The sequence below is a fragment of the Acidilobus sp. 7A genome, from assembly GCF_003431325.1.
Taxonomy (GTDB): Archaea; Thermoproteota; Thermoprotei_A; order Sulfolobales; family Acidilobaceae; genus Acidilobus.
Map to the genome: position 1 here is coordinate 1,028,162 of NZ_CP010515.1, position 23,499 is coordinate 1,051,660.

At 62.5% G+C, this 23,499-nt stretch carries 21 protein-coding genes, 1 tRNA gene and 2 pseudogenes; 12 read left to right on the forward strand and 12 right to left on the reverse strand.

Going from position 1 to position 23,499, the window contains the following annotated elements; translation table 11 throughout:
• Positions 1-97: 97 nt before the first annotated feature.
• Positions 98-724: a type-4 uracil-DNA glycosylase gene (gene udg / locus SE86_RS05165; protein ID WP_211096504.1), complete on the forward strand. Its 627-nt coding sequence runs from the start codon at positions 98-100 to the stop codon at positions 722-724.
• Here udg and SE86_RS05170 read toward each other — a convergent pair.
• Positions 711-2,618: a S16 family serine protease gene (locus SE86_RS05170; protein WP_117354568.1), complete on the reverse strand. Its 1,908-nt coding sequence runs from the start codon at positions 2,616-2,618 to the stop codon at positions 711-713. The two genes, udg and SE86_RS05170, sit on opposite strands and share 14 nt — an antisense overlap.
• 132 nt (positions 2,619-2,750) lie before the next feature.
• Between SE86_RS05170 and SE86_RS05175 the strand changes: the two genes are divergently transcribed.
• Both SE86_RS05175 and SE86_RS05180 read left to right on the forward strand, forming a co-directional pair.
• Positions 2,751-3,278, forward strand: coding sequence for a hypothetical protein (locus SE86_RS05175; protein ID WP_117354569.1), 528 nt, complete (start codon positions 2,751-2,753; stop codon positions 3,276-3,278).
• 199 nt (positions 3,279-3,477) lie between these two features.
• Positions 3,478-3,885 carry a helix-turn-helix domain-containing protein gene (locus tag SE86_RS05180; RefSeq protein ID WP_236747318.1) on the forward strand — a complete coding sequence of 136 codons (408 nt, stop codon included), beginning with the start codon at positions 3,478-3,480 and terminating at the stop codon, positions 3,883-3,885.
• A gap of 455 nt (positions 3,886-4,340) precedes the next feature.
• Here SE86_RS05180 and SE86_RS05185 read toward each other — a convergent pair whose 3' ends face one another.
• Positions 4,341-4,715, reverse strand: coding sequence for a hypothetical protein (locus tag SE86_RS05185; RefSeq protein ID WP_117354570.1), 375 nt, complete (start codon positions 4,713-4,715; stop codon positions 4,341-4,343).
• Between the two features lie 21 nt (positions 4,716-4,736).
• Positions 4,737-5,369 (reverse strand): MBL fold metallo-hydrolase, encoded by a 633-nt coding sequence (locus tag SE86_RS05190; protein WP_158543135.1) that lies wholly within the window; start codon positions 5,367-5,369, stop codon positions 4,737-4,739.
• A 102-nt stretch (positions 5,370-5,471) separates the two neighbouring features.
• Here SE86_RS05190 and pgk point away from each other — a divergent pair, with 102 nt between their 5' ends.
• The 3 genes from pgk to SE86_RS05205 all read left to right on the forward strand — a co-directional run bounded on the left by pgk (position 5,472) and on the right by SE86_RS05205 (position 8,455).
• Positions 5,472-6,710 carry a phosphoglycerate kinase gene (gene pgk, locus SE86_RS05195; RefSeq protein ID WP_117354571.1) on the forward strand — a complete coding sequence of 413 codons (1,239 nt, stop codon included), beginning with the start codon at positions 5,472-5,474 and terminating at the stop codon, positions 6,708-6,710.
• Complete coding sequence (locus SE86_RS05200) at positions 6,701-7,765, forward strand: type II glyceraldehyde-3-phosphate dehydrogenase (RefSeq protein ID WP_117354572.1); 1,065 nt, start codon at positions 6,701-6,703, stop codon at positions 7,763-7,765. The genes pgk and SE86_RS05200 overlap by 10 nt, the downstream gene beginning before the upstream one ends.
• Positions 7,766-8,068: 303 nt before the next feature.
• Entirely contained in the window at positions 8,069-8,455 is a 387-nt protein-coding gene (locus tag SE86_RS05205) for a hypothetical protein (RefSeq protein ID WP_117354573.1), read from the forward strand.
• 171 nt (positions 8,456-8,626) lie between these two features.
• Here SE86_RS05205 and SE86_RS05210 read toward each other — a convergent pair whose 3' ends face one another.
• Genes SE86_RS05210 through SE86_RS05220 form a run of 3 tightly spaced genes read right to left on the reverse strand, consistent with a single transcriptional unit; the run spans position 8,627 to position 10,644 of the window.
• Positions 8,627-9,484, reverse strand: a complete 858-nt coding sequence (locus tag SE86_RS05210) for a triphosphoribosyl-dephospho-CoA synthase (protein ID WP_236747366.1) — start codon at positions 9,482-9,484, stop codon at positions 8,627-8,629.
• Complete coding sequence (locus SE86_RS05215; protein WP_148666785.1) at positions 9,462-9,953, reverse strand: dual specificity protein phosphatase family protein; 492 nt, start codon at positions 9,951-9,953, stop codon at positions 9,462-9,464. Before SE86_RS05215 ends, SE86_RS05210 begins: the two co-directional genes overlap by 23 nt.
• Position 9,954: 1 nt before the next feature.
• Positions 9,955-10,644, reverse strand: a complete 690-nt coding sequence (locus SE86_RS05220; RefSeq protein WP_236747319.1) for a uracil-DNA glycosylase — start codon at positions 10,642-10,644, stop codon at positions 9,955-9,957.
• Between the two features lie 215 nt (positions 10,645-10,859).
• Between SE86_RS05220 and malQ the strand changes: the two are divergent.
• A pseudogene (gene malQ / locus SE86_RS05225) lies at positions 10,860-12,341 on the forward strand (4-alpha-glucanotransferase); the annotation flags it as partial.
• Between the two features lie 73 nt (positions 12,342-12,414).
• Here the strand turns inward: malQ and SE86_RS05230 are convergent.
• Positions 12,415-13,002: a hypothetical protein gene (locus tag SE86_RS05230; RefSeq protein ID WP_148666786.1), complete on the reverse strand. Its 588-nt coding sequence runs from the start codon at positions 13,000-13,002 to the stop codon at positions 12,415-12,417.
• Positions 13,003-13,160: 158 nt separating this feature from the next.
• Positions 13,161-13,948, reverse strand: a pseudogene (locus tag SE86_RS08355) (sugar phosphate nucleotidyltransferase).
• 99 nt (positions 13,949-14,047) lie between these two features.
• Between SE86_RS08355 and SE86_RS05245 the strand changes: the two are divergent.
• A complete protein-coding gene (locus SE86_RS05245; protein WP_117355141.1) occupies positions 14,048-15,319 on the forward strand; it encodes an NAD-dependent epimerase/dehydratase family protein in 1,272 nt (423 codons plus the stop codon).
• Between the two features lie 8 nt (positions 15,320-15,327).
• Here the strand turns inward: SE86_RS05245 and SE86_RS05250 are convergent.
• Positions 15,328-15,405, reverse strand: a tRNA-Val gene (locus SE86_RS05250).
• Between the two features lie 106 nt (positions 15,406-15,511).
• Between SE86_RS05250 and SE86_RS05255 the strand changes: the two genes are divergently transcribed.
• The 4 genes from SE86_RS05255 to SE86_RS05270 all read left to right on the forward strand — a co-directional run bounded on the left by SE86_RS05255 (position 15,512) and on the right by SE86_RS05270 (position 19,477).
• Positions 15,512-16,993 carry an MFS transporter gene (locus SE86_RS05255; RefSeq protein WP_211096507.1) on the forward strand — a complete coding sequence of 494 codons (1,482 nt, stop codon included), beginning with the start codon at positions 15,512-15,514 and terminating at the stop codon, positions 16,991-16,993.
• 65 nt (positions 16,994-17,058) lie between these two features.
• Positions 17,059-17,916 carry an AmmeMemoRadiSam system protein B gene (gene amrB / locus SE86_RS05260; RefSeq protein WP_117354581.1) on the forward strand — a complete coding sequence of 286 codons (858 nt, stop codon included), beginning with the start codon at positions 17,059-17,061 and terminating at the stop codon, positions 17,914-17,916.
• Between the two features lie 10 nt (positions 17,917-17,926).
• Entirely contained in the window at positions 17,927-18,709 is a 783-nt protein-coding gene (locus SE86_RS05265; protein WP_117354582.1) for a hypothetical protein, read from the forward strand.
• A gap of 39 nt (positions 18,710-18,748) precedes the next feature.
• The gene (locus tag SE86_RS05270; protein WP_117354583.1) at positions 18,749-19,477 is read left to right on the forward strand and encodes an isopentenyl phosphate kinase; all 729 of its coding nucleotides are present in this window, start codon (positions 18,749-18,751) and stop codon (positions 19,475-19,477) included.
• Here SE86_RS05270 and SE86_RS05275 read toward each other — a convergent pair.
• Genes SE86_RS05275 through SE86_RS05285 form a run of 3 tightly spaced genes read right to left on the reverse strand, consistent with a single transcriptional unit; the run spans position 19,474 to position 23,443 of the window.
• Positions 19,474-20,925 (reverse strand): DUF790 family protein, encoded by a 1,452-nt coding sequence (locus SE86_RS05275; protein ID WP_117354584.1) that lies wholly within the window; start codon positions 20,923-20,925, stop codon positions 19,474-19,476. The two genes, SE86_RS05270 and SE86_RS05275, sit on opposite strands and share 4 nt — an antisense overlap.
• A complete protein-coding gene (locus SE86_RS05280; RefSeq protein ID WP_117355143.1) occupies positions 20,912-22,270 on the reverse strand; it encodes a DEAD/DEAH box helicase family protein in 1,359 nt (452 codons plus the stop codon). Before SE86_RS05280 ends, SE86_RS05275 begins: the two co-directional genes overlap by 14 nt.
• 39 nt (positions 22,271-22,309) lie before the next feature.
• Positions 22,310-23,443: a saccharopine dehydrogenase C-terminal domain-containing protein gene (locus SE86_RS05285; protein ID WP_211096509.1), complete on the reverse strand. Its 1,134-nt coding sequence runs from the start codon at positions 23,441-23,443 to the stop codon at positions 22,310-22,312.
• Between the last annotated feature and the right edge of the window lie 56 nt (positions 23,444-23,499).

Genomic DNA, 23,499 nt, shown 5'->3' on the forward strand with positions numbered 1-23,499 from the left:
GTATAATGAACCTTAAAACTATGTGAAACCCGAAACAGTTGCAGAGCGGACCAGCTTTAGCCTCGGCCAGCTAAAGCCTAGCCGAGAGGTGCCGCGCGTGGGGGAGGAGAAGAGGGAACTGTACAACAGCATAGTCGAGGCTGTGAGGAGCTGCAGGGCCTGCCCCCTTCACAGGCTGAGGACCAACGCCGTGCCGGGCGAGGGGAACCTTGAAGCTAAGGTGATGTTTGTGGGTGAGGCCCCCGGAAGGAGCGAGGACGAGCAGGGCAGGCCCTTCGTGGGCGCTGCGGGACAGCTCCTCAACGAGCTCCTCCTGAGGGCCGGCCTGAGGAGGGAGAACGTCTACATAACCAACGTCGTCAAGTGTCGCCCCCCTAACAACAGGACCCCCACAGAGGAGGAGGTGGCTGCCTGCGTCGGCTTCCTCAGGCAGGAGATAGCCCTCGTGAGGCCTAAGGTGATAGTCGCCCTCGGCAACACCGCTGGGTCTACAATAATGGGCCTCGCCGGGAGGCAGTGGAGGGGGGTCACGGCCGAGAGGGGCAGGAAGGCTAAGGTCACCGTCGAGGGCGTAGAGGTCATAGTCGTGCCAACTTACCACCCGGCCGCGGCGCTCTACAGGCCTGACCTGAAGGAGCTCCTGGCCGATGACATAGCCGAGGCCGCCAGGGAGGCCTCAGCGCAGGGCACCAGGAGGACCCTGCTCGACTTCATGGGCGGCTGACAGAGGCCACGTACTTCTTGTAGGACCACAGAGAGGCCGCGGCCACCGCCGTGGCCCCTAGGGCCATCGCGGCCAGCACGAGGGCGGCGGTAAGCACGGGGCTCTGGCCCGCCACCTGCTGCTGGGTCGCGGGGGCACCGCCGTAGCTGATGGCGCCCAGGTACCACGCTAGCTCGTCTATCACGGCCGTCTCCATGATGTAGATCGCGTCCTGGGGGTCCGTGGGCAGCAGCGTCTCCGCGTAGCTCATGTAGGAGCTGTCCAGGGAGCTGCCCAGGCCCCTCATGGAGAGGGCAGAGCCCAGCAGGGAGTACTCGGCCTCAAGCTCCCTGACGTAGGGGCCCACCACTGCCGGGTTTGAGAAGTTGCCGCTCTCGATGAATATTATGTTGAGCGCGTTGGTCAGGGCGTCCTCATAGACGCCTATGGAGGCCACGTAGTAGCCCTGGGAGAGCAGCTGGTCGCCCTCCTTAACAAGGAAGTTCAGGTCGCCCTCCATTGACTGGAGTGCCTGGGCCTCGGCTATGTCACCTATGCTCTCGAACTGCTGGACGTAGTAGTTTATCAGTGAGTCGGCGTAGTTTATGGCAGTGTCAGTGAAGGACCCCAGCGCCTCAGCGGTTGATGACACGAGGCCTGGGGAGAGCAGCGGCCCTAGTCCCCTGGTCGCGTTGGCTGCCACGACCCAGCCCACGGCGCTCTCTATCCTAGCCTTGGCGACCCCCAGGTAGTAGGCGGGCACGTAGGCCAGGCTTATGTTAATGCCCTGCGAGGCGCTCGACGCGTAGCCCGCGTAGTAGAGCGAGTCGGCCAGCCTGGCGAAGGCCGTGGCCAGCAACTCCTCATAGGCCAGGCCGTAGGAGGCGTTTGAGTAGTTCGTGAGCCGCGAGAGCGCGCTGGTGGCCTCAGAGGCCACCTCGTTGGCCTGGCCTGAGAAGAAGCCCTGGAGTGACCCGCCCGACGCGTAGACCCTGTAGGCCCATACCGTGTAGTTTGCCGCCAGGGCGTCTATGTACGCTGTGAAGGCGTAGCTTGCGGCCGCGTAGGGTATGGAAGTCAGGTACCTCTGGGCCAGCTCCAGGTCCTGTTGGCTGTTGTTAACAAAGCTCTCGACCTCGCCGCTGACAGGCGCCGGGAGGCCCTGGAGGCCGAGGCTGCCTATTACGGCCCTGCTCGAGTTTATGAAGCCGTCAGCCACCTCCTCCATGGCTGAGTTGAATGGCGGCAGGGGCTGCACGCTCAGGCTGACGTTGAACCTGTAGGCCTTCAGTACCTTCGCTAGGGCGCTCACTATGCCTGCCACCGGCACCTGCTCGCTGTCGTTGCACAGCACAATGCCGCCCAGGTTGCCTACGGGGTAGACTATGCCAAGCCCGTCCTCCTGGGCGGCCTCGCACTTGTAGGACAGCCCGCCTATGGGGCCTGAGAGGCCTGATGGCGAGGCCGCGCCAGTTATAGCGTAGTCGTGGAGGTACGTGCTGTTAAGTCCTGTTGCCAGCGAATAAACTGCGAGAAGGACGCCGAAGCTGCCGCTGGGCCCCGATATCTGGCCGCTCACATTTATATGGACGTTTAGGTTGTAGTACCTCCAGTCGAGACCAGCGTACGTCATGGCCACCATGAAGGCCGTCTCAATGCTGTAAAGCGTCGAAGGCTGAGCCGGGCCGCTGTTGTCCGTGACGGTGACCTTGCCGGTCCCGGGGTATGAGAGCGTGACCGTGGCGTTTGTGACGACCCCGGAGGTGCCCTCGACGGCGGGCAGCAATATCCACGCGCTCCTACTCCACGACGACACTGGCTGGGCCCTGGAGGGCCTCGCGAGGGCTGAGGCCGCGACAAGCGACGCTATAACCATGATGACTAGCAGGAGGGCCAGGCCCCTGCGTCCGCTCATCCTTGGTCTTCCCCAGCTCCTGCCCCCTGCAAGACTTTTAAGCTAAGATAGGAACGCGCCTAAACCTTGGCCTTGCGGCCTCCAGCTCTATTATTTAAAAAGGTTAGGCGCCAGGGAAGGCGAGGGTAGGCTATGGGCGGCAGGAAGCAGACTAAGATGAAGGAGGCATCCGTGGACGAGAAGGCCAGCACAACAAAGGAGCTCAGGATAGCGCCCGTTCAGGTGATAACTAAGGACAAGGTTATGCAGAACCAGAAGCTCATGTCCTTGGTGTACCTGGTCAGCAGGCTCGGGCCCCTTCACGAGAGGACCCTTCACATGGTCGTCAACGAGGTCCAGACCAAGGGGTTTGACATGGGCTACCGCTTCTCCAAGATAGGCGAGGACCCCTACAGCCCCTCGCTTAAGAACGACATAGTCGCGCTCCTCTACGTAGGCTTCCTTGAGGCTGAGCCCAGGTACAAGAAGCTTGCCGTGAGCTCAGCGGGCAAGGAGGCCCTGGAGAAGGCCGGCGTCCCCAAGGGCCTTCAGGACGTGGTTGAGGGCTCCGTGCAAGAGCTGAAGGCTAAGGGCTCCATGATGGACGCCAGGATAGACGTGGAAATTAAGAAGGGCATTGGCGGGGGGCGCCGCCCCTCGAGGTCACCCCTGGGAATCTAGTCTGAGGAGCCCCTCAGCCGTGCTTTAACCAGGGACTACAGCCCTCAGGCGACAGCCCTATTCTCCGCGAGGCATGGACGCCAGGCTACAGGGGCTGCCACAGTCGTACGCCTAAGCAAGCTGGGGAGGCGCTTATAGAGTGTAAGGCCCAAGCGGAGCTTCTAACGCCCCAATTACCTGCATGTCCTAAGAGGTCGCGGTGCAGCCCTTGCACAGCTATGTCCACCTGCTTGGCAAGGAGACTAGGAGGAGGATAATAGAGCTCCTGGCATCTGAGAGGGGCGTCAGGAGGCTCGCAGACGAGCTTGGGGTCACCCCCGCGGCCATAAGCAAGTACCTCAGGGGCGAGACGCACCCCTCGGACAAGGTGGTCGAGAGGGCCATAGAGGTAGCCAGCGCCGAGGAGGCGCTCGAGATATCTAAGATTGTCTCCTCGGAGCTCGTGGAGGGCATAGATGACTTCATAGGCTGGTCCATGGAGAAGGGGGTCGTGGACCCCAGGCTCTCGGTGAGGCTCTCAGAGGTCATAGCCAAGGTCGGCCTCGCCTCCCTCTCCTCCAGGAGGCCAGTGGAGCAGGATAGCAGCGCGGCGCCCCTGCACGACTAACCGTTACTCCTTTAATCCCATTAGCGCCGCTAGGCAGGCCTAAGATCTGCCGTTAACCGTAAGCGCGGGGGGCGCCGCAGCAAAGTCGATGAGCAGTCGCGGGCGAAGGGGCGCCCAGTGGAGGCATCCCTGTATCGTGACTGGGAAGCCCGCTCCCTGCCTAGGCGCAGGGAGAAAGCAGGGGCGTGAGGCCTTAGCGCTGGCGGCCATGAAAAGGACCGCCCACGTAGCTGTTTCAACTTTCATATAGGTTTACAAGTTGTCACCGCAATCAGCATATACAGGAGGTACGTGTCTGTGCACTCAAGATGTGGGGCCCTGGGGTGGCCTGAACGCCCCAAGCCGATGAAAGCCGAGCGGGGTGCGGGGGAACAGGGATGAGGCGATGACAGTAAGGCAACATGAACCTATATGAGAGCTGAACCCCAGTCACTATGAGGTTGAGCCCTCGAGCGCTAGTCCTTAGGCAGCGAGTACGTCGACCTGAGGCCCAGAACCATAAAGGTCTCAGAGGCCTCGATCAGCCACCCAGCTAGGGCCCTGAGCAGCCTCTCTGCTGCAACCTCCTTAGGCTGGCCGAGGGCCCTTGAGGCCACGTCAAGGTCAACCCTCTCTCTGAACCTAGTAATGAGAGCGTCCATGAGTTCCAGCAGAGTCATTGAGGGAGACGACTTGACAAGCGTCTCGACGAACTTGAAGTCGTCCTCGCTCAGCATGGACTTCTCCACAAGGTCCTCCCTGCCCTCCTCCCTGGCCCTCTGCCAGTAGAGGAAGAGGGGGGCGTAGTCGTCAATCAGCTTCCCGGTGGCGAACGGGGGCAGCCTGCTCAAGCCTGCGCCCCCTCACGCTCATCACCTCAAGCCTGGGCCCTCCCCCGACCCCCTTGACGACCTCAAGCTCCGGCCGGGCCTCTCCACGTCGCCGCGCCAGATCGAGAGCATGACATCTATCGGGTCGAGGGGCACGTTTGAGCCTGGGAGCCAGTAGTGCATGGGTATAACCACGGGGGCGCCGACAGCCTTTGCCCACTCTATGGCGCCCGCCTGGCTGACAGTTGTCACGTCGCCGGCCGGCACCATTATGACGTCAACCTTCCCGAAGGGCCTCACCAGGTCCTCCGTGGGCGCAACCCCCACGTCCCCCATGTGGAGCACCCTCACGCCGTCGGCCTCCACCAGGTAGGCCGCGGTCCAGCCGTACCTCGAGCCGTCCTGGGCGTCGTGGGGGAGCCTGACCCCGGCCACCCTGAAGGGGCCAAACGTGAACGTGCCCTCCCTCCAGAGGGCCACCCCCTTGGTCCTGGGTCCCCTGGCGACATCGACGGCGTTGTGGTCGTAGTGGTCATGCGTGACAAGTATGTAGTCAGCGTCGGCCTCGCACCTGGGAAGCCCGAGGCTGTCGCCGTCGTGGGGGTCTACGGCGAGCCTGACGCCGCCAGGGCCTGTTATTATGAAGTAAGACTGGCCGCACCAGCTGACCCTCAAGGGCGCTCCTGCCCCAGCCGTGCCCTGCGGCCCTATTATTGTTAGGGCAGCCCTTTCAAAGTTTTTATATTTCAGACTCTGAAAGGAGAGCGGTGCGCCAGTTTGCTTCACGTCAGGTTCAGGGGGATTGTAGTAGGCACGATGGATGACGTCAACTTCTGGGGGAAGAGGGTGTTGGTGAGGGTCGACGTAAACAGCCCCATGAAGGGAGGGAAGCTGCTCGACGCCAGCAGGGTTGAGGCCCACGCGAGGACGATAAGGGAGCTGCACGAGGCCGGGGCCAAGGTCGTCATAATGGCCCACCAGGGCAGGCCAGGAGGGGACGACTTCGACCACCTGGAGCAGCACGCCAAGGCCCTCGAGCCCCTCGTGGGGGCCCCAGTGGACTTCGTCAGGGACGTCAGCGGCCCCGAGGCGCTCAGGAGGATAGACTCCCTTGAGGACGGGGAGCTGCTGATGCTTGACAACGTCAGGCTGCTTGCGGAGGAGAACGTGCAGGCGGAGCCCGAGGCCCTCGTTAGAACCCTCCTCGTCAGGGAGCTGGCCCCCCACTTTGACATCTACGTGGGGGACGCCTTTGCAGCGGCCCACAGGTCGCAGCCCAGCATAGTCGGCTTCCCCTACGTGCTGCCCTCCGTTGCGGGCAGAGTGATGGAGGCGGAGCTCAGGGGGCTCTCTAAGGTCCTCGACGTGAGCCCCAGGTCGTTCTTCGTAGGCGGCTCGAAGGTCGACGACGTCGTCAAGGTGATGCCGAGCCTCACAGCCAAGGGCACAGTGATGACCGGGGGCCTCGTGGCACTGGCCTTCTCAAAGGCCTACGGCATGAACCTCGGGCCGGCGGAGAACATAGTTAAGTCCATGGGGGCCGAGGTCATGGAGGGGGCGAGGAAGGCCATAGAGAAGGGCAAGGTCATGGTGCCCGTTGACTACGTTGTGGAGAGGCCCGACGGCGAGGTCGACGTTGAGGAGGTGGGGCAGGAGCTCAGCGGCGTGCCCAAGGACATAGGCCCCTCCACGATAGCCATGTACAGGGACGTCATAGACGCCTCTGACGCGGTCATATTCAAGGGCACGGCGGGCGTCGTGGAGGACCCGAGGTTCAGGAGGGGCACCGTCTCCCTCCTTGAGGCCGCCCTGGGCTCGGGGGCATTCGTGCTCGTGGGCGGAGGGCACGCAAACGCGGCCCTCTCGTGGGTCGAGGAGGGCCTAAGGAAGGCGGTGGGCTACACTAGCACCGCTGGAGGGGCCATGCTCTACCTGGCGGCAGGCCTCAAGATGCCCGGCGTCGAGGCCCTGGCGTACTCCTACTCAAGGTTCATAGCCAGGGGAGGCTGGCCTTGAGGTCCAGGGCCGCCGTTGGGGTCAACGGCTTCGGAACCATAGGCAGGAGGGTCGCCTGGGCCGCCTCTCAGCAGAGGGACATGGAGGTAGTTGGCGTAGTAAAGACCAAGCCTGACTACGCGGCTATGCAGGCGGCCTCCGCTGGCCTGCCGCTCTACGTGCCTGGCGAGAGGGAGGCCGAGGCGTTCAGGAGGGCGGGGCTTGAGGTCAGGGGCGCGCTGAGGGACCTCCTTAAGGAGGTTGACGTCATAGTAGACGCTACCCCCGACGGGGTTGGGGCCACGTACGCCAAGGCCTACTCGGAGGCCGGGGTCAGGGCAATATTCCAGGGAGGGGAGGAGGCGAGCGTGGCCAAGGTCTCCTTCAGCGCCCTCTGCAACTACGACGAGGCTGTGGGCAAGGAGAGTGTCAGGGTAGTCTCGTGCAACACCACCGGGCTCCTGAGGTCGATATGCGCGTTAAACTCGGCCATTGGGGTTAAGTCCGTTAACGCCTTCCTCGTGAGGAGGGCGGCTGACCTCCAGGAGGTCAAGAGGGGACCTGTGAACGCCATCGTGCTAAACCCCGCCAGGGTGCCGAGCCACCACGCCGGCGACGTAAGGAGCGTGCTGCCGTGGCTTGAGATAAGCACCGCCGCAGTGGTGGTGCCGACGACGCTCATGCACGTGCACTATGTCAACGTTAGGCTCAGGGGGGCCGCCACAAGGGAGGAGGTGATAGAGGCCCTCAGGGCGTCGCCCAGGGTGCTCGTGGTGAGCTCCTCGAGGTCCGGGGTTGAGAGCACCGCCCAGCTGATAGACGCGGCAAGGCACGTGAGGCCGAGGGGGGACATACCTGAGCTTGTCGTCTTCGAGGAGAGCGTCAGCGTGAGGGGCGAGGAGGCATCATTCATACAGGCCGTCCACCAGGAGTCCATAGTGGTGCCTGAGAACGTCGACGCTATAAGGGCCTCCCTGGGGATGGCGGACGCCGAGGAGTCAGTGAGGGCCACCAACGAGGCCCTGGGCATAGGGAGGCTGCCGGGCCTCGCGGGCAGCCCATCAGCGAAGGGCTAAAGTGAGCGCGTCAGCGCGCTGCTCGCCTCTCGCAGTTACAAAACTATGAGAGCCTCCAGCAGGTGACTGCGGCCCCGTTACCGTTTTATCAGAACGTGAAGGGCTGTAGCCAGGCGGAGGCGTCCTGCTGCTGGCGTCGCGGCCTTGACTGTAGGAGCGACTGAGCTCCAACAGCGCAAAGTTGGTATTACGTGGAGGCTGCATAGGTATTACAAGCCCTTTCGTTCCATTATGAGGTCCGTGTTACTGCCAGCGATATCTAAATTAGTTTCCATTACCAATACAGCACCTTAGGTGTACAGCGTGGCGAGGTCCAGGAGGAGGGCCATCTCAGACATTGTTGCCGTCGTGATGCTGATAATAATTGCAATAGCCGCAGCGGTGCTGATCTACGCCTGGATGAGCGGCCTCATAGGGGGCGTGCACACGTCTAACAGCGGCCTCTACACCAAGATAGAGGTCGTGGGGGCAAGCATAACCAATACCAGCAGTCCATATTACACGCTTTCTGCAACCGTGGACAACATAGGCAGCATTAGCGCGACTATCAACTACCTGGCAGTTGAGTTCGCCACCAACTCCTCGGTGATATGCAGCTATCCTGGCGCGATGTCATTGACATCGCCATCGTCATCGCCTGTCACAATCCCACCAGGCACCACGCACTCCTTCAGTGGCAGTTGTACCTGAAGTAGCAGGATGCCAGCACCAGGAACCCCTGTGGTAGTTGTGGTCTCAACCACCAACGGCGTCACGGCAACCTACCAGACCACGTGGCCGTGACGAGGCCTTAGAGACCCCTTTATTGTAGTGAAAAAGAAAGCCTTTTTTCTTCCCTTTGCTTTACGTTCAGCCCTAAAGCTAATTGCCCCCTTTAAGCTTTACGTGTATCTCGTAGCTGATGAGTGAAGTGGCCGCGGCCACTATGTCGAGCAGGGAGCCGAGGTTCCAGCCCCTTGACCTCCACGCCCTGTCAAGCTCCTCGGCGCCAAGGAGCGAGGCCTCCGCCATAGCTATCAGCGAGGCCCTGGCCCCCCTCGACCTCGCCAGCAGCGAGTCAGGCGTTGATGAGGCCAGCCAGAGGAAGGCCCCTGATATGGCCTCCTCTATGCCCTCAGTGAGGCGCCCCCTCATGAGCTCGTAGGCCCTGAGCGTGAGCCTGTAGCCGTTAACCGCCTCCTGGGACACCAGGTCGTCCACTAGTCCTAGAACTTCCCCAAGCCCCACGCTCGGCGCCCCCTGGCTCACGTCAGGCAGCGGGCCCCAGTACCTGCCCAGGTGGGAGGGCGCAAGCGCCGCCAGCGCCCTGTAGTAGGCCGCCGACGCCCTCGGCGTCGACCTCCTCACGAGCTCGCTTGCCCTCTCGCAGAGGGCCCTCACCCCAGGCCTCCCGGGGGAGGCGGCTGCGAGTGGAACTATGAGGAGGGCCTGCCCGAGGCCCACGTTTGTCCTGAGCCCCAGGCCCCTCACTGCGTCAAGGTAGGCCTCCAGGCCGTCCGCTATGGGGTCCTCGGAGCCCTCAGCAGCCGATACGCATGCCCTTATTGCCCCCCTCTCGACGGCCTCGTGGTGTAAGGCGAAGTCAAATATGCCTTTGTCGGCCTGCCCCTGCACCCTTGTAACTGCCCCAGGCTTCGGGTGCGCCAGGGGCTCAAGGAGGGCCCCAAGGGAGAGGGCTGAGCCCAGCGCCACGCACTCATAGGCCTGAGAGGGCGTCACCAAGCCCCATCCCCTGGGTCAGCTCCCTTATCGCGCCCCACGGCCCCAGCTTCCTCCTCATCACCTCCAGCAGGTCCAGGAGCATGAGCTGCTCCTCCGACTCAGGCCCACATCCCCTGGCCCCCTCAAACAGGTTCACGGCCTCCTCAGGGGTCATGTTGTGGAACAGCACGAGGTAGCCTGAGACCACGGTGCCCGTCCTGCCGCAGCCGGCGTAGCAGTGCACGTAGACCCTCCTGCCCTGGCCTAAAAGCCTTGCAATTGCAGCTATGGCCCCTGCCGTGTTTCCTATTGGCTCGACCTCCATGTCCCTTATCGGGTAGACCTCCCTTGAGGCCCCGCTAGCCTCGGCGGGGCAGGAGGGCTCAAGCGTTATTATCGCGTCGACGCTTATGCCATAATCGTCAAGGTCGACGCAGCCGGGGCCGGCGTAGAGCCCCTTTATCACCTCAGCCGGCTCATCCCTCATGTCATTCACCTGCCAGCCCAGCTAGCTCCTTGGCCCTCTCAAATATGGCCCTCAGGCCCTCAATGGTCAGCGTCCCGGTGTTCACGTTCCTTGGGCTCGGGTGGTAGCTAGCTATGAGCCACCTGCCGTCGGGCAGCCTGTACTCAGCCCCATGCTTGAACTCAGGCCTGACGTTGAAAATTCTGCAGAGCTGCTCAAACGCCAGCCTGCCGAGGGCCACGAAGACCTTGGCGTTCGGGAGCAGTGATATCTCCTCCCTCAGGTATGGGAAGCAGTTCTCCACCTCCTCCCTTAGGGGCCTGTTGTCGGGCGGGGCGCAGTGAAGGGCTGCAGTTATGTAAACGTGGTATACCTGAAGGCCGTCGTCCCTGCTCACGCTGACGGGCCTATTCGCGAGCCCAGCCTCGTAGAGGGCCCTGAAGAAGTTGTTGCCAGACTGGTCCCCCGTGAACATCCTGCCCGTCCTGTTGCCGCCGTGAGGCGCGGGCGCCATCCCAACGATCACTATTGGGGCCAGGGGGTCGCCGAGGCTTGGGACCGGCCTTGACCAGTAGGCCTGGCCCCTGAACCTCCTGGGCGGGTTGAGGCCTACCTTGACGTCGAACTCCCTAAGCCTTGGACACCTGTTGCACGCCAGTATCTCCTCCTGCAGCTCCCTGAGCCTCCTCAGCCTCTCATCAGTTGCCTGCAAGCCGCCCCTTCCCAGGGCGTGATGCCCAGGAGGCCTTTAAGCTTGGTCTGTCTAGCGCCGAGTGACGGCACGCGCCACCGTGAGGTCTTAGCAGGGGCCGTCGCCGCCCTCCCCTACCTCGGCATAAGCCATCTCCTTCACATCACTCGTGCTCATCTCGGCCAGGGCCATGAGAGGCTAACCTTAATTTTTGGGCCTCAGCCCCCCGCCTAGGGTTTAAGTTGGAGAGGGGCAGCGGCATACTGCTTCACGTCACGTCGCTCCCAGGCTCCCCCCTGGTGGGGGACCTGGGGCCATCAGCACATGAGTTCCTGGAGCTCCTTAGGGAGGCCGGGCAGAGGTACTGGCAGGTGCTGCCGCTGAGCCCAACGGCGCCTGAGCACGACAACTCCCCCTACAGCGGCCTCTCTGCGTTCGCTGGCAGCCCGCTCATGGTGAGCCCCCAGCTGCTTGCTGAAGAGGGCCTGCTGACAAAGGAGGAGGTGGCCTCCATCCCGCAGGGGCCCAGGGGGCGTGTCGACTACCCCCTTGCGTACCAGCACAGGAGGAGGCTCCTTGAGCTCGCCCTCTCAAGGTTTAAGCCGACGGGGGACTACGACAGGTTCGTGGACTCAAACTCCTGGTGGCTCAGCGACTACGCCCTCTACGCCTCCCTCAGGGAGCACTTCAACGGCTCAGACTGGGGCTCCTGGCCCGAGGGACTGAGGAGGAGGGACAGGAAGGAGCTCGAGGCCTGGGGGCAGAAGCTGAAGTCAAGAGTCGAGCTGGAGCTCTTCACGCAGTACGAGTTCTTCTCCCAGTGGTCGAGGCTCAGGGCCCACGCCAGGAGGCTCGGCATAAGGATAATAGGCGACATACCTATCTACGTCAGCTACGACAGCGCCGACGCGTGGGCGAACCCGCGCATCTTCAAGCTAAACAGGGACCTGAGGCCGGCCTTTGTCTCCGGTGTGCCGCCCGACTACTTCAGCAGGACCGGCCAGCTCTGGAACACCCCCGTCTACGACTGGGAGGAGCTCAGGAGGGAGAGGTACTCGTGGTGGGTTAAGAGGATGGCCCACGCCTCAAGGCTGTTCGACGCAGTTAGGCTAGACCACTTCAGGGGCTTCGCGGCCTACTGGGAGGTGCCTGCAGGCGAGAGGACCGCCGTGAGGGGCAGGTGGGCCAGGGGGCCCGGCGAGGACCTCTTCAGGGCAATAATGGCGGCGGCCCCGAGGCTCCAGCTCATAGCCGAGGACCTGGGGCTCATAACGCCTGACGTGGTGAGGCTGAGGGAGAGGCTCGGGATACCCGGCCTCAAGGTGCTTCAGTTCGCCTGGGACGGCAGCCCAAACAACCCTTACCTGCCCCACAACTACGCCAGGAACTTCATAGTCTACACGGGGACGCACGACAACAACACCATAGTGGGCTGGTTCTTCCACGAGGCCAGCCCGAGGGCCAGGGCGCAGGCGCTGAGGTACATGGGGCTGAACTCTGCCAGGGACATAAACTGGGCCTTCATAAGGCTGGCCATGATGAGCGTGGCTGACGTCTCCATTTTCCCTGCACAGGACGTGCTGGGCCTCGGGCCTGAGGCCAGGATGAACACCCCTGGAACTGTCAGCAACAACTGGCTCTGGAGGCTTGACTCCCTCGAGGGCCTGTGGAGGACTGCCAGCAGGCTGAGGGACATGACGAGGTCGTACGGCCGCTGACCTTACTCGCCAGGGAGCGCCGCCCTCATTAAGGTGCTTCCTGCCGCGAGACCTGGTCAGCTATGGCCGCGCCTCAGCGCTCTGCGCGGCCCCTAAGGAGCCTCCTCCTGTGGAGCCTCGCCGCGAGGCCCACCACTATCCGGTAGACTATCACTAGGAGCGTCACCCCAATGATAATATATGCGACAGCGTACATGCCAAGTGACGAGGCGACGGCGCCCGCGGCAAACAGTGCCCCCACAGCAAGCCTTGCGCTCAGCTCCCTCCTGAGGTCAGCCCTGGCCGAGGCAGGGAGCGACGGGTCCCTGACGGCCTCCAGCACTATGCCGGACCAGGCAAAGGCCATGGCCGAAAGCACGCCAGCTATGTAGATCGGGTTCCCGCTCCTCAGGACCACGGGCAGCACTGATATGAGCACAAGGACTATCACGTCGAGCGCCGGGAACCCCTCCCCTCGGGGCGGGTAGCTGAGCCTCTCAACTACGTAACGCCACCAGAACCACACGACGACCACGTTTACAACTATGAAGTTGAATATGGACTCCCACGTTATGCTTGAGGCCTGAAGGGACTCTGCGTTGAAGGCAAGGGCTATGGCCACTATCATTGTCGAGAGCTCTAGCACCAGCATGTTGGTCGTTAGCCTTGACTCCCCGCTCACATGACCTCCCCCTTGAGGGGCCAGCGGCCTGAAGCTTTGCCTGCAGAACATGGCCTCGCACGAGAGCCTGTAATCACAGCCCTTAGCTCAGCCGGTTCGCTACCGCTCATCGGCCACCACTCAGGCTGTCAGGACGCCTCTTAAGGACGTCCCCGCCTCTAAAGCCCGGCCTCGTATGAAAGCCTTATCGCCTCCAGGTAGTCCTCGGGCCTGCCAATGCTGACCCACCTCCTCCTGAGCTCCAGGGCCCTCACGTCGCCCCCCTCCTCTATGAGCCTCTGCAGGCCCTCGACCAGCTCAAGCTCCTCGCCCTCGCCTTTCGAGGCCTTCACCCCCTCAAGGGCCCTGAAGATCCTCGGGGACATAACGTAGACCGCGGCCATAGCGAGGCCGCTTGGGGGCCTGGCGGGCTTCTCAACAACCCCCCTGACCCCGTAAACCATGTAGCCCTTGAACTCGCCCTGGGAGGAGGGCTCAATGACCCCGTACCTCGTAGGGTCCTCGACCCTGTGAACGAATAGCACAGCGTCAGGCCCTCGGCCTCAAAGAGCTCAACGCCTGCCCTGTAGTCCTCCAGCGGCAGGATATTATCGTCAGCGTTGAGCACGAATGGGCCGGTGACGGAGCTCCTGGCCAGGAGGACGGCGTTGCCGTAGCCCCTCATCTCGGCGTCCAGCACTAGCCTGAGCCTCAGCCTAGGCGGCCCCCTGCTGCTCAGGTAGTCGAGTATTAGTGAGGAGTTCTTGCTGAAGACGATAGTCGCCGGGTCAAGGCTCAGGGCCTCGAACCTCTCGAGTATGAAGTCTATGAAGGGCTTGACGTACCTCCTTCTGTCGCTGTTAAAGCTGAAGAGGGGCAGCAGCGGCTTGGGCAGGACGTAGGTTATGCTCCTCATCCTTGTGCCCTTTCCGCCCGTTACTATTACTCCCTCCAAGGTCATTTCCATGCCCTGGCGGAGGATCCATGGAAGTTAAATTAAGCGTTGTGGACGCGGAGTCCATCAAAGGTTTTTACCTCCAGGGCTTTCAAGACGTGGCCAAAGGACATGGAGACGAAGAGAGTAATGATACTGGGCATAGATGGCTACCTAGGCTGGCCCCTGGCGCTGAGGATGCTGAGGAAGGGCCATATAGTCTACGGCATAGACGACCTGAGCACCCGCTACAACGCCGCCCTGGCCGGCGAGGGGTCAGCGTTCCCCCTGCCTGAGCCCAAGGAGAGGGAGGCGTACCTGAGGGAGCTGGGCGACCTGCAGGCCTTCCAGGTCGCTGACATAACGCAGCCAGGCGTCCTCAGGGAGGCCGTGGAGAGGTTCAGGCCCGACGCTGTAGTTCACTTCGCCGAGCAGAGGGCGGCCCCCTTCTCAATGATGGACGAGGAGAGGGCTGTCTACACGATGTACAACAACATCATAGGGACCATCAGGCTTATCTACGCCCTGAGGGACAGGCCCGAGGTCCACGTACTTAAGATGGGCACCATGGGCGAGTTCGGCACCCCAAACTACGACATACCCGAGGCGGCCTACGTGGAGTTCACGTACAAGGGCAAGAGCGACCTTATGCCTGTGCCCAAGTTCGCAGGCTCCTGGTACCACTGGACGAAGGTCCATGACACGCACAACCTGCTGTTCGCCAACAGGGTCTGGGGCCTCACGGTGACAGACGTGAACCAGGGGCCCGTCTACGGCACCAGGACCTCAGACATGCTGATGGGTGGCAGCGTTGAGGACCCCGAGGCCCAGGTCGACGAGAGGCTGAGGACAAGGATTGACATAGGTGACGCCTTCGGGACCGTCATCAACAAGAACATAGCCAGGGCCCTGGTGAGCATGGCCCTCTACAGGAAGGAGGGCAGGAAGCTGCCGCTCTACCAGTACGGCAAGGCCAGGCAGGTGAGGGGCTTCATAAGCCTTGAGGACAGCGTTGAAGCCCTTGAGATACTCATCAACAACCCGCCCAGGGAGGGCGAGTTCAGGGCCGTAAACCAGTTCCGCGAGCTCCTCACCACGGGCGAGATAATATTTGCCATCAGGGACTACATCCAGAGCGCCTACAACTATGAGATACCCATAGAGTGGATAGAGGACCCCAGGGTTGAGAAGGAGGAGCACTACTACAACCCTGAGATAAAGGTGCTCCCGTCCCTCGGCTTCAGGCCCAAGCACACCTTCAGGCAGCTGCTCCCCTCAATGGTTGAGGACATGAGGAGGTACCTTGACAGGCTCCTTGCCTTCAGGGACGTGGTGGGCGAGGTCAGGATAGGGTGGAGGACTGGTATAGGTTACTCTAAGAGGGTCCTGAAGAGGGAGGAGTGAGATCGAGCTGGTGGGCCCGGCCGGACTTGAACCGGCGACCTCCGCCGTGTCAGGGCGGCGTCCTAACCAATCTAGACTACGGGCCCGCCAAGCAGAGCTCTTTCGCCTAGATTTTTAAGCTCTCTGCCTGAGCAGCCGTCAATAGTAAGATATAAGATATTTCGGTTATCTTAAGGTCTCTGGCGGCTGCCGTTGGAGTACAAGTGGAAGGCTCTCTCGGTGACCAGCGTCGGCTCCCTGATGTCAGCCATAGACAGCACTGTGGTGCTCCTGGCCCTCGTGCCCATAGCCGAGGACCTGCACGCCGACTACGTCACCATAGTCTGGATGGTCATCGCATACCTGCTCGCCAACACGTCCCTGGTGCTGACGTTCGGCAGGATAGGGGACACCTACGGCAGGAAGAGGGTCTACAACCTCGGGTTCGTCGTCTTCAGCGTAGGCTCCCTCCTCTCAGCCCTGTCGCAGAGCGGCCTAGAGCTGGTCATGTTCAGGGCCATACAGGGCGTAGGCTCCGCGATGATGGTCTCGAACTCACTCGCAATAATATCGGAGGCGTTCCCGGTCAACGAGAGGGGCAGGGCGCTGGGCATAAACTCCATAGTTTGGGCCACGGGGAACATACTGGGCATAATACTTGGCGGCCTCATAATAACGTTCACATCGTGGAGGTGGATATTCCTGATAAACGTGCCCATAGGAGCCTTCGGCACGCTGTGGGCCTACGTGACCCTCAGGGAGTCCAAGTTCAGGAGGGCGGGGGAGAGCTTTGACGTGCCGGCGGCGGTGCTCTTCACGACTGGCGTACTGGCCCTCCAGCTCGGCGTGACCTTCGGCCTCCTCAGGGGCTGGGCCGACCCGTACACGCTGGCCTCCTTCATAGCGACGCCTCCACTGCTCGCGGCCTTCGCGCTCTGGGAGCTCTACAGGGCAGACAACCCAATAGTTGACCTCAGGATGTTCACTACCAACAGGATGTTCTCGGCGTCAATATTCACAGCCACAGTGCAGAGCCTTGCCATGTTCTCTGTGAACTTCCTGCTGCTGTTCTACCTTGAGGGCATATTCGGCCTCCCGGTGCTCACGGCGTCATACCTTATAATACCTATGGCCACGGTCAACATGATCTCAGGCCCCATAGGGGGCAGGCTCACCGACAGGTACGGCCCGAGGCCCGTGGCCACGGCCGGCCTCATAATACAGGGCGTCGCCCTCTACCTCTTAGCGTCTATGACGACCAAGACCCCGCTGTGGTGGGTCGCGGCCGTTGAGGGCATATATGGCCTTGGAGGGGGCCTCTTCTGGCCCTCAAACACAACAGCAGTGATATCGTCAGCGCCCAGGGAGAGGTACGGCGTGGCCTCAGGCACGCTGACGACCTTCAGGAACACGGGCATGATCCTCAGCTTCGCCGTCTCACTGACGTCAGTCGCGGCCGCCCTGCCGGCCTACTACGTCTATAGGCTGTTTGTCGGCACTATGAGCGGAAACCTGCCGCCCCACCTGATGGTCAGCTACCTCGGCGCCCAGGCATTCGCCTACCACGTCTCGCTCGGCCTGCTGGCCGTCGCAACCGTGCTATCGGCCCTGAGGCCCTCAGGCGCACTGTCTAAACACACGGGGCCTCAAATAGCGACGCCGCGCATAGCTAGGGCTAACGACGAGGGCAGCTGAGCCAGGCGAAATACAAGTAATAAGTAGTTTTAACTCTTGGGGGCCCTCAAAGTCCGGTGCCCCGGTTGCAGGTAAGAAGGCCAGCCCACGCCGGCAGCTTTTACCCGGCTGAAAGGGACGAGCTTGTCAAGTCTATAGAGTCCAGCTTCCTCCACAGCATTGGCCCTGGGAGTCTGCCAAGCGCCCCGCAGTCGAGGAGCAGGGCGAGCGTCGGCTACCTAGTGCCCCACGCTGGCTACATGTACAGCGGCCCTGTGGCTGCCCACAGCTACTACTCGCTCGCAGGCGAGGGGGCCCCAAAGGTTATCGTGGTGGCAGGCCCCAACCACACGGGCCTCGGCGAGGCCGCCTCCCTCTGGCGGGGCGACGCCTGGGAGACGCCCCTCGGCACTGTTGAGGTTGACAGCGAGGTCGAGAAGCTGATAATATCTAACACCAGGTACTTCACCTTCGACAATGAGGCCCACGCCTACGAGCACTCCGTTGAGGTCCAGGTGCCGTTCCTGCAGTACATCTTCGGGTCAAACTTTAAGCTGGTGCCCATAGTTATAAAGCTCCAGAACCCGGAGGTCTCGAAGGACCTCGCTGACGCCCTGGTCAAGATAGTCAGGGAGAACGGGGTGGACCTGGTGTTCATAGCCAGCAGTGACATGAACCACTATGAGCCCCACGACATTACCATAGCAAAGGACAACGAGGCCCTCAGGTACGTTGAGTCCCTCGACCCGGAGGGCCTCTTCAGGGTACTTGAGACTGATAACATAACCATGTGCGGGCCCGGGCCAGCCATGACGCTCCTCTACATGGGCAAAGCCATGGGCGCCCAGAGGGCAGTGATACTGAAGCACGCCACGTCGGGCGACGTCACAGGGGAGAAGGACTGGGTCGTGGGTTACGCGTCGGCAAGGGTCCCCCTGCCCTAGGGTGCGCGCCTTGAGGCTCTCCCTCAGGCTGCCAGTCATATTAATTGGCCTGCCCATGGAGGGCGTTGAGAACCCCTACCTTGTGGCGCCTGGCGACAAGGTCAGGGTTGAGGCGGAGTACAGCGAGTGCGACTCCCGGGGGCTCAGGGCCGAGGGGCTGCAGCAGGACGTCGCTGAGAGGCTGGGCGAGTTCTGGAGGAAGCTCATGGATGGCCTGGGCATGGGGGGCTGCGCTAACCTCAGGGTCGATGGCATGCCGCCCAGGTGGCCCGCCTCAGGCGTGTACGCTGCCATGAGCTCAGCCCTGCTCTACCTCACGGCCAGGTCCCACGCGGACACGCTTGACGAGCTTGAGATAGTTGAGATGGGCAGGATGTCAGACCCGTGGGGCGAGGGCTCCCTGTGGTGGCAGGGGGCGCTGGACGCCATGAGGTACTCCGCCGCCACAGGGAAGGCGGTCGCCTACAGGAACGACGAGGAGAGCGTCGAGCTCTCCGACGAGGGCGTTAGGGCTGAGCTGATGTCTGTGTCAGCTGTTGGAGGAGGGGCCGGCAGGCAGGAGCTGGGCGAGAGCCTCTTCGACGCCGTGGTTCACATGGTGGGCCAGGCGGTCCTAGACGCCTCAGACGCCATAAGGTCGGGCTCCCACGTCAGGCCTGAGGCGCTCAGGAGGGCCAGGGTGCAGAACGCGACCGCCTACCTGGTTTACGGAGTGGCGCCTCCCCAGGAGGGCAGCTGCGTCTGGTCCCCGGGGCTCCCAGGGCAGCTTCAGCTGGTCTGCATAACCGGCTAGGCACTTATTTTCAGGGCCCCCGCTGAGCCGAGGGCGAGTATGGCCTGCAGGGTTGCCGTCGTCAAGCTGGGAGGCTCGGCCATAACGGACAAGTCGACGCCTGAGACCGTTAGGTGGGACGTCCTTGAGAGCGCCTCCTCGCAGCTGGCCCGCTTCGCATCAGGCGGCGGGAGGCTGGCCGTGGTCCATGGAGGCGGCAGCTTCGGCCACTACATAGTGAGCGACCTGCTGTCAAGGCGCGGTAGGCTCGGCCCCGCCGAGGTCTCGGCCGTGCAGAGGGAGATGTTGCTCCTCGCCATGGCGGTCCTTGACGGCCTGACGTCGAAGGGGGTCCCGGCCAGCCTTCACGCCGCCCACAGCATGTGCACTGACGAGAGGGTCTGCGACCTGACACCCATGGTAAGGGACCTGGAGGGGGGCCTCGTGCCCCTCACCTACGGCGACGCCGTGCTCACTGGCAGGGGAGGCGTGGTCGTGAGCGGCGACACTATAGCGGCCCTCATGGCTTCCAAGGTTAAGGCGGACTGCCTGATATACGTCTCCGACGTCGAGGGCGTCATAGGCGTTGACGGGAAGACTATGAGGAGGGTTAGCCCCAGGGACCTCATAGCGAGCCTGGAGGGAGGCGGGGTCGACGTGACGGGCGGCATGAGGAGGAAGATAGCAGAGGCGGCCTCAGCCGGGGTGCCTAACACGAGGGTAGTGAGGTGGGACAGGCTCCTCGACGCCCTCAGCGGGGCCGACGTGGGGACGCTTGTGGTGCCCTAGGGCTTCCTGACAACTGCGTCACTAAGCCCAACCCACCTGAGCGAGTAGCCCATGGCCTGAAGGGCCTCCTGGACCCACGGGCCGTACTTTGAGGCCAGCTGGGACAGCCTGGCCCCCTCAAGCCTCTCTGATGAGAGCGCCCTGAGCAGGCCCTCCCTGACGAAGTAGCTCCTTAGCTTAACGTAGCCGGGGGCTGCACCGCTGAAGCCTCTCACGTCGTCCGCGCTGACGCCGTAGGCCTTGGCAACGTCCTCGAAGCTCACGTAGTCGCCGCTGAGCCTCAGCTCCCCCGGGAGGCCAGCTGAAGGCCTCCCAAGGGTCCTCTTAAGCCACTCATAGATGGGCGCCACGTTGACCCTCTCCCTGTAGGTGACCACGTCATGGCCTGTCAGCCTGAAGGCGTCGACGCCCAGCGTCTCGTTAACGACCAGGAGGACGCGCTCCTTAAGGCCTGAGAGCTTCCTAAGCTTGTTGTTCACGTACTCCCTCGTCCAGAAGCCCACGACCTCTATGTAGGCCCTCGAACCTCCGACTCTGACCCCGAAGTCAGGTATCATGATCTCCCCGTCCGCCGTGACCAGGGGCTCCGGCTCCCTCAGCACCTCCCAGCCGTTGTCCTTGGCCAGCAGCGCCAGCTTCCTGTAGAGGTCCTCCTCTACGGAGCTGTCAAAGGCCTGGGCCTCCCTGCGCTGCTCCCTGGGCATCTCAGCGTCGCCGTCCCTCACCTCAACCACGATGAGCCTCCTGCCCCTGCCGACGGCCACCTGCGCCCTCAGGGCCCAGGCGCTGCTCCTGAGCAGCACCGGCACGAGCCTCGCGACCAGCCTTCCGTACCTCTCTGTCATCTTGACCAGCGACACTGGGCCGTAGACGTCAACCTGAAGGGGCCTGGACCTGGCTAAGTACATGAGGCCGAGCGACTTGACGGACCTAAGCAGCTCCTTCCAGTTGTCGCTGACCTCAAGTGTGACGCTGTAGGACCTGAGCAGGAGGCCCTCAAGCTCCTCCCTGTTGTACTCCGCCAGCAGCGACCTAGGGTCCACGCCAGGGGCCTTAACTATAACCCTCTCTATGTCAAGGTCTGAGTACATGAACCTCTCGGCGTCGACCCCGAGCTCTGCCGAGACGGTCTTAAGCCTCGCCCTCCTCTCCTCGTCGTTAAGGGCTGGGCCGCCGGCGAAGAGCCTCTGCCTTATGAGCCCAGGGCTGACCGGGGAGGCCTCCTCGAGCTCCACGTGCCTCAGCGCCACCTCAAGGGCGCCGTCCACGAGCTTGTGATCGTAGATTTTCCTCAGGGGCTTCAGCTCCTCCAGGACCTCGCCGAGCCTCAGGCCTGGCCTGAGCCTCTTTATCACCTCTGAGAACACGGGCAGGTCCTCGTCCCTTGCAAATATCAGCCTCCCCCTGTTGCCCCTAACTACAACCCTGACAAGGTCAGACCTCAGCACCCTCCCTTCTCCTCCTGCTTATCCTGCCGTCCACAGTGCCCCTGGTCACGAGCTCTATGAGCAGGGCCCTCTTGCCCTCCGCGGGCCTCAGCACCCTGCCTAGCCTCTGGACGAACTGCCTCGGCGTGCCGTAGCCGCCCACTATTACTGCGACGCCAGCGTCAGGCACATCAACGCCCTCGTCGAAGACGCTCGAGGCTACTATCACCCTGTAGTCGCCCCTCCTGAACATCTCAAGCACCTTGGCCCTCTCCTCCTTGGGCGTCTTATAGGTCACGGCAGGCACGAGGAACTCCCTTGATATGGCATACGCCATCTCCGTGTCCCTCGTGAATACTAGCACCTTCCTGTCAGAGTACTCCCTCAGCAGCTCCCTGAGGGCCTCAAGCTTGGCCCTTGAGTTTACCGCAAGCCTCACGGACTCGTACCAGGCCTCTACGGCGTCCTTAGCCACCGGGTCCCTGGCAGCGAGCGAGAGGAGCCTGTGGAAGTCGTCAAGTGACCTCAGCCTCAGGCCGAGCCTCCCAAGGTCTCCCCTGAGCCTCCGCCTCAGCTCCTCATACCTTGCTCTCTCGTCATCCGTTAAGCTCACGTAGACCCTCTTGACGTCGTAGTCCGCCAGGTACTTGCCCCTCAGCTCGGCCGGGGACACCCTTATGACTATGGGCCCCACGAGGTCGGGGAGCAGGGAGTGTCTGCCGTCCTCCCTCTCAGGGGTCGCCGTGAGGCCAAGCCTGTAGGGCGCTGCAAGGACCTGTGCGACCTCCATGTAGCCCGGGGAGGGCAGGTGGTGAACCTCGTCAAACACGGCAAGGACGAACCTGTTGCCAAGCTCCTCAGCCCTGCTGTAGGCGCTGTCGTAGGTTGAGACGGTTATGCCCCTGACCTCGTCCTCCCCGCCGCCCAGGACGCCTGGGGTGACGCCAAGGTGCTTTGCTATGGCCCTGCTCCACTGCCACAGGAGGTCTATGGTTGGCACAAGGACTATTGTGGCCCCCGCGACCTCCCTTATGGCCTCAAGGGCTATGATTGTCTTGCCGGCCCCCGTCGGAATCACCACGACCCCCCTTCTACCGGCCCTCCTCCAGGCCTCCAGCGCCCTCCTCTGGTAGTCCCTGAGCTTCAGCTCCTCGCCCCTGCCGAGCTGGAGCGGCAGGGGGCTGATGACCTCGTCCTCTACGCTGATGCCCGACTCCCTGAAGTAGGCCAGCACGTCAGCGTACCTGTAGGGGAGGCCAACGTAGGCCCTGAGCCTCTCCTCATACCTCAGCCCGGGGGCATAGGCGTCACTCAGCAGCAGCCCCTTCCTGTAGGCCAGCCGCAACGCTCCTGCACGACCAACCATCATCTCTGATACATCTAACCCCAGGCCTTTAAGGAGCCCTTAGTGGACCTCCAGCTCGCCAGCTATGGGCTCCTCCTCTACCGGCATCCCGTTGACGGCCAGCCTCGTCATTATGTCGCCCGAGGCCTCCTCCATCTGTCCTATGGCCTCAGGGTATATGACGCCCGTGCCCTTAACCTTGCCCTCCAGCACCGCCAGGGCGCTGAAGCCCAGGACGCTGCCGGTTACCTTTGACATCGCTGTCACGCCCTCCTCCGCCCTCGTGACCTGCGTGAACCTAATGCCCTCGCCGGCCTTGCCGCGGACCTCGACGACCAGCACCACTATGTCCTTTAGGCTGACCCTCATTGACCATATAAGGGAGGCCAGGACCTCGTCAGCCATGACCTCGTACTCGCCGACGTGAATGGGCCTGTGCTCGAAAAGGCCCAGCTTCTTCAGGCCCCTGACGAAGTTCACGTGCCCTGGCCACCTGAGGGTGTACTCAGCCAGGAAGGAGGCGCCAGAGTAGCTCCTTAGGAGGGTCCTGAGGCCGTCGGTGGGGAAGTACTCGAGCTCGCCGACGCCGGGGACGTAGATGGTGCCGGTGGGCCCTGAGAGCGGGTCGAAGGAGACCAGCTTGCCGTCAACTACGGCCCTGGCGGGCCTCCTGTACTCATCTATTAAGTCTGATATGCTCCAGCTCGGCACGAGGCCAAGGGGCGGGTCGGGCCTCTCACTTATGCCTCCCACGTATATCCTCGCCTGACTCACGCCGCCCAGCTTCCTGTCAGCTATGCCGACAAGCATGTTTGAGAGCCCGGGGGCTACGCCCGCGTCGACGACTACCATGGTACCCGCCTTGGAGGCCGCCTTGCCGAGCTCCTCCGGGTCCTCGGGGAAGAAGGAGACGTCAACTATGTTAACGCCGAGGCCCACGAGGCCCTGGAGCGCCTTATACGCTATGCTCCCAGGCAGGGCCGTCACAAGGAGGTCGACGTCCCCCACGGCCTTCTTTACGTCCTCAGGCGACGTGGCGTCCGCCGTCGCGTAGCGTATCTTAAGCCTCTCCGAGGTCCGCGCCAGCTGCTCCCTTGCCCTGTCAACTAGTATGACGTCGTGTCCCTCGTTCTTAATTACAGTTGCAGCCACTGAGCCCACTCCGCCAGCGCCTATCACTGCGACCTTTGCCAAGGCTTAGCACCTGGTGAGGCTGTCACTACGGCATATTTAAAGTTGCACCCATCATG

Excerpts from the sequence above, each read along its gene's own strand:
- SE86_RS05170 (WP_117354568.1), bottom strand. The coding sequence starts at position 2,618 with ATGAGCGGACGCAGGGGCCTGGCCCTCCTGCTAGTCATCATGGTTATA.
- SE86_RS05175 (WP_117354569.1), top strand. The coding sequence starts at position 2,751 with ATGGGCGGCAGGAAGCAGACTAAGATGAAGGAGGCATCCGTGGACGAG.
- SE86_RS05215 (WP_148666785.1), bottom strand. The coding sequence starts at position 9,953 with ATGAGGGATGAGCCGGCTGAGGTGATAAAGGGGCTCTACGCCGGCCCC.
- SE86_RS05245 (WP_117355141.1), top strand. The coding sequence starts at position 14,048 with ATGGAGACGAAGAGAGTAATGATACTGGGCATAGATGGCTACCTAGGC.
- SE86_RS05270 (WP_117354583.1), top strand. The coding sequence starts at position 18,749 with ATGGCCTGCAGGGTTGCCGTCGTCAAGCTGGGAGGCTCGGCCATAACG.
- SE86_RS05280 (WP_117355143.1), bottom strand. The coding sequence starts at position 22,270 with ATGGTTGGTCGTGCAGGAGCGTTGCGGCTGGCCTACAGGAAGGGGCTG.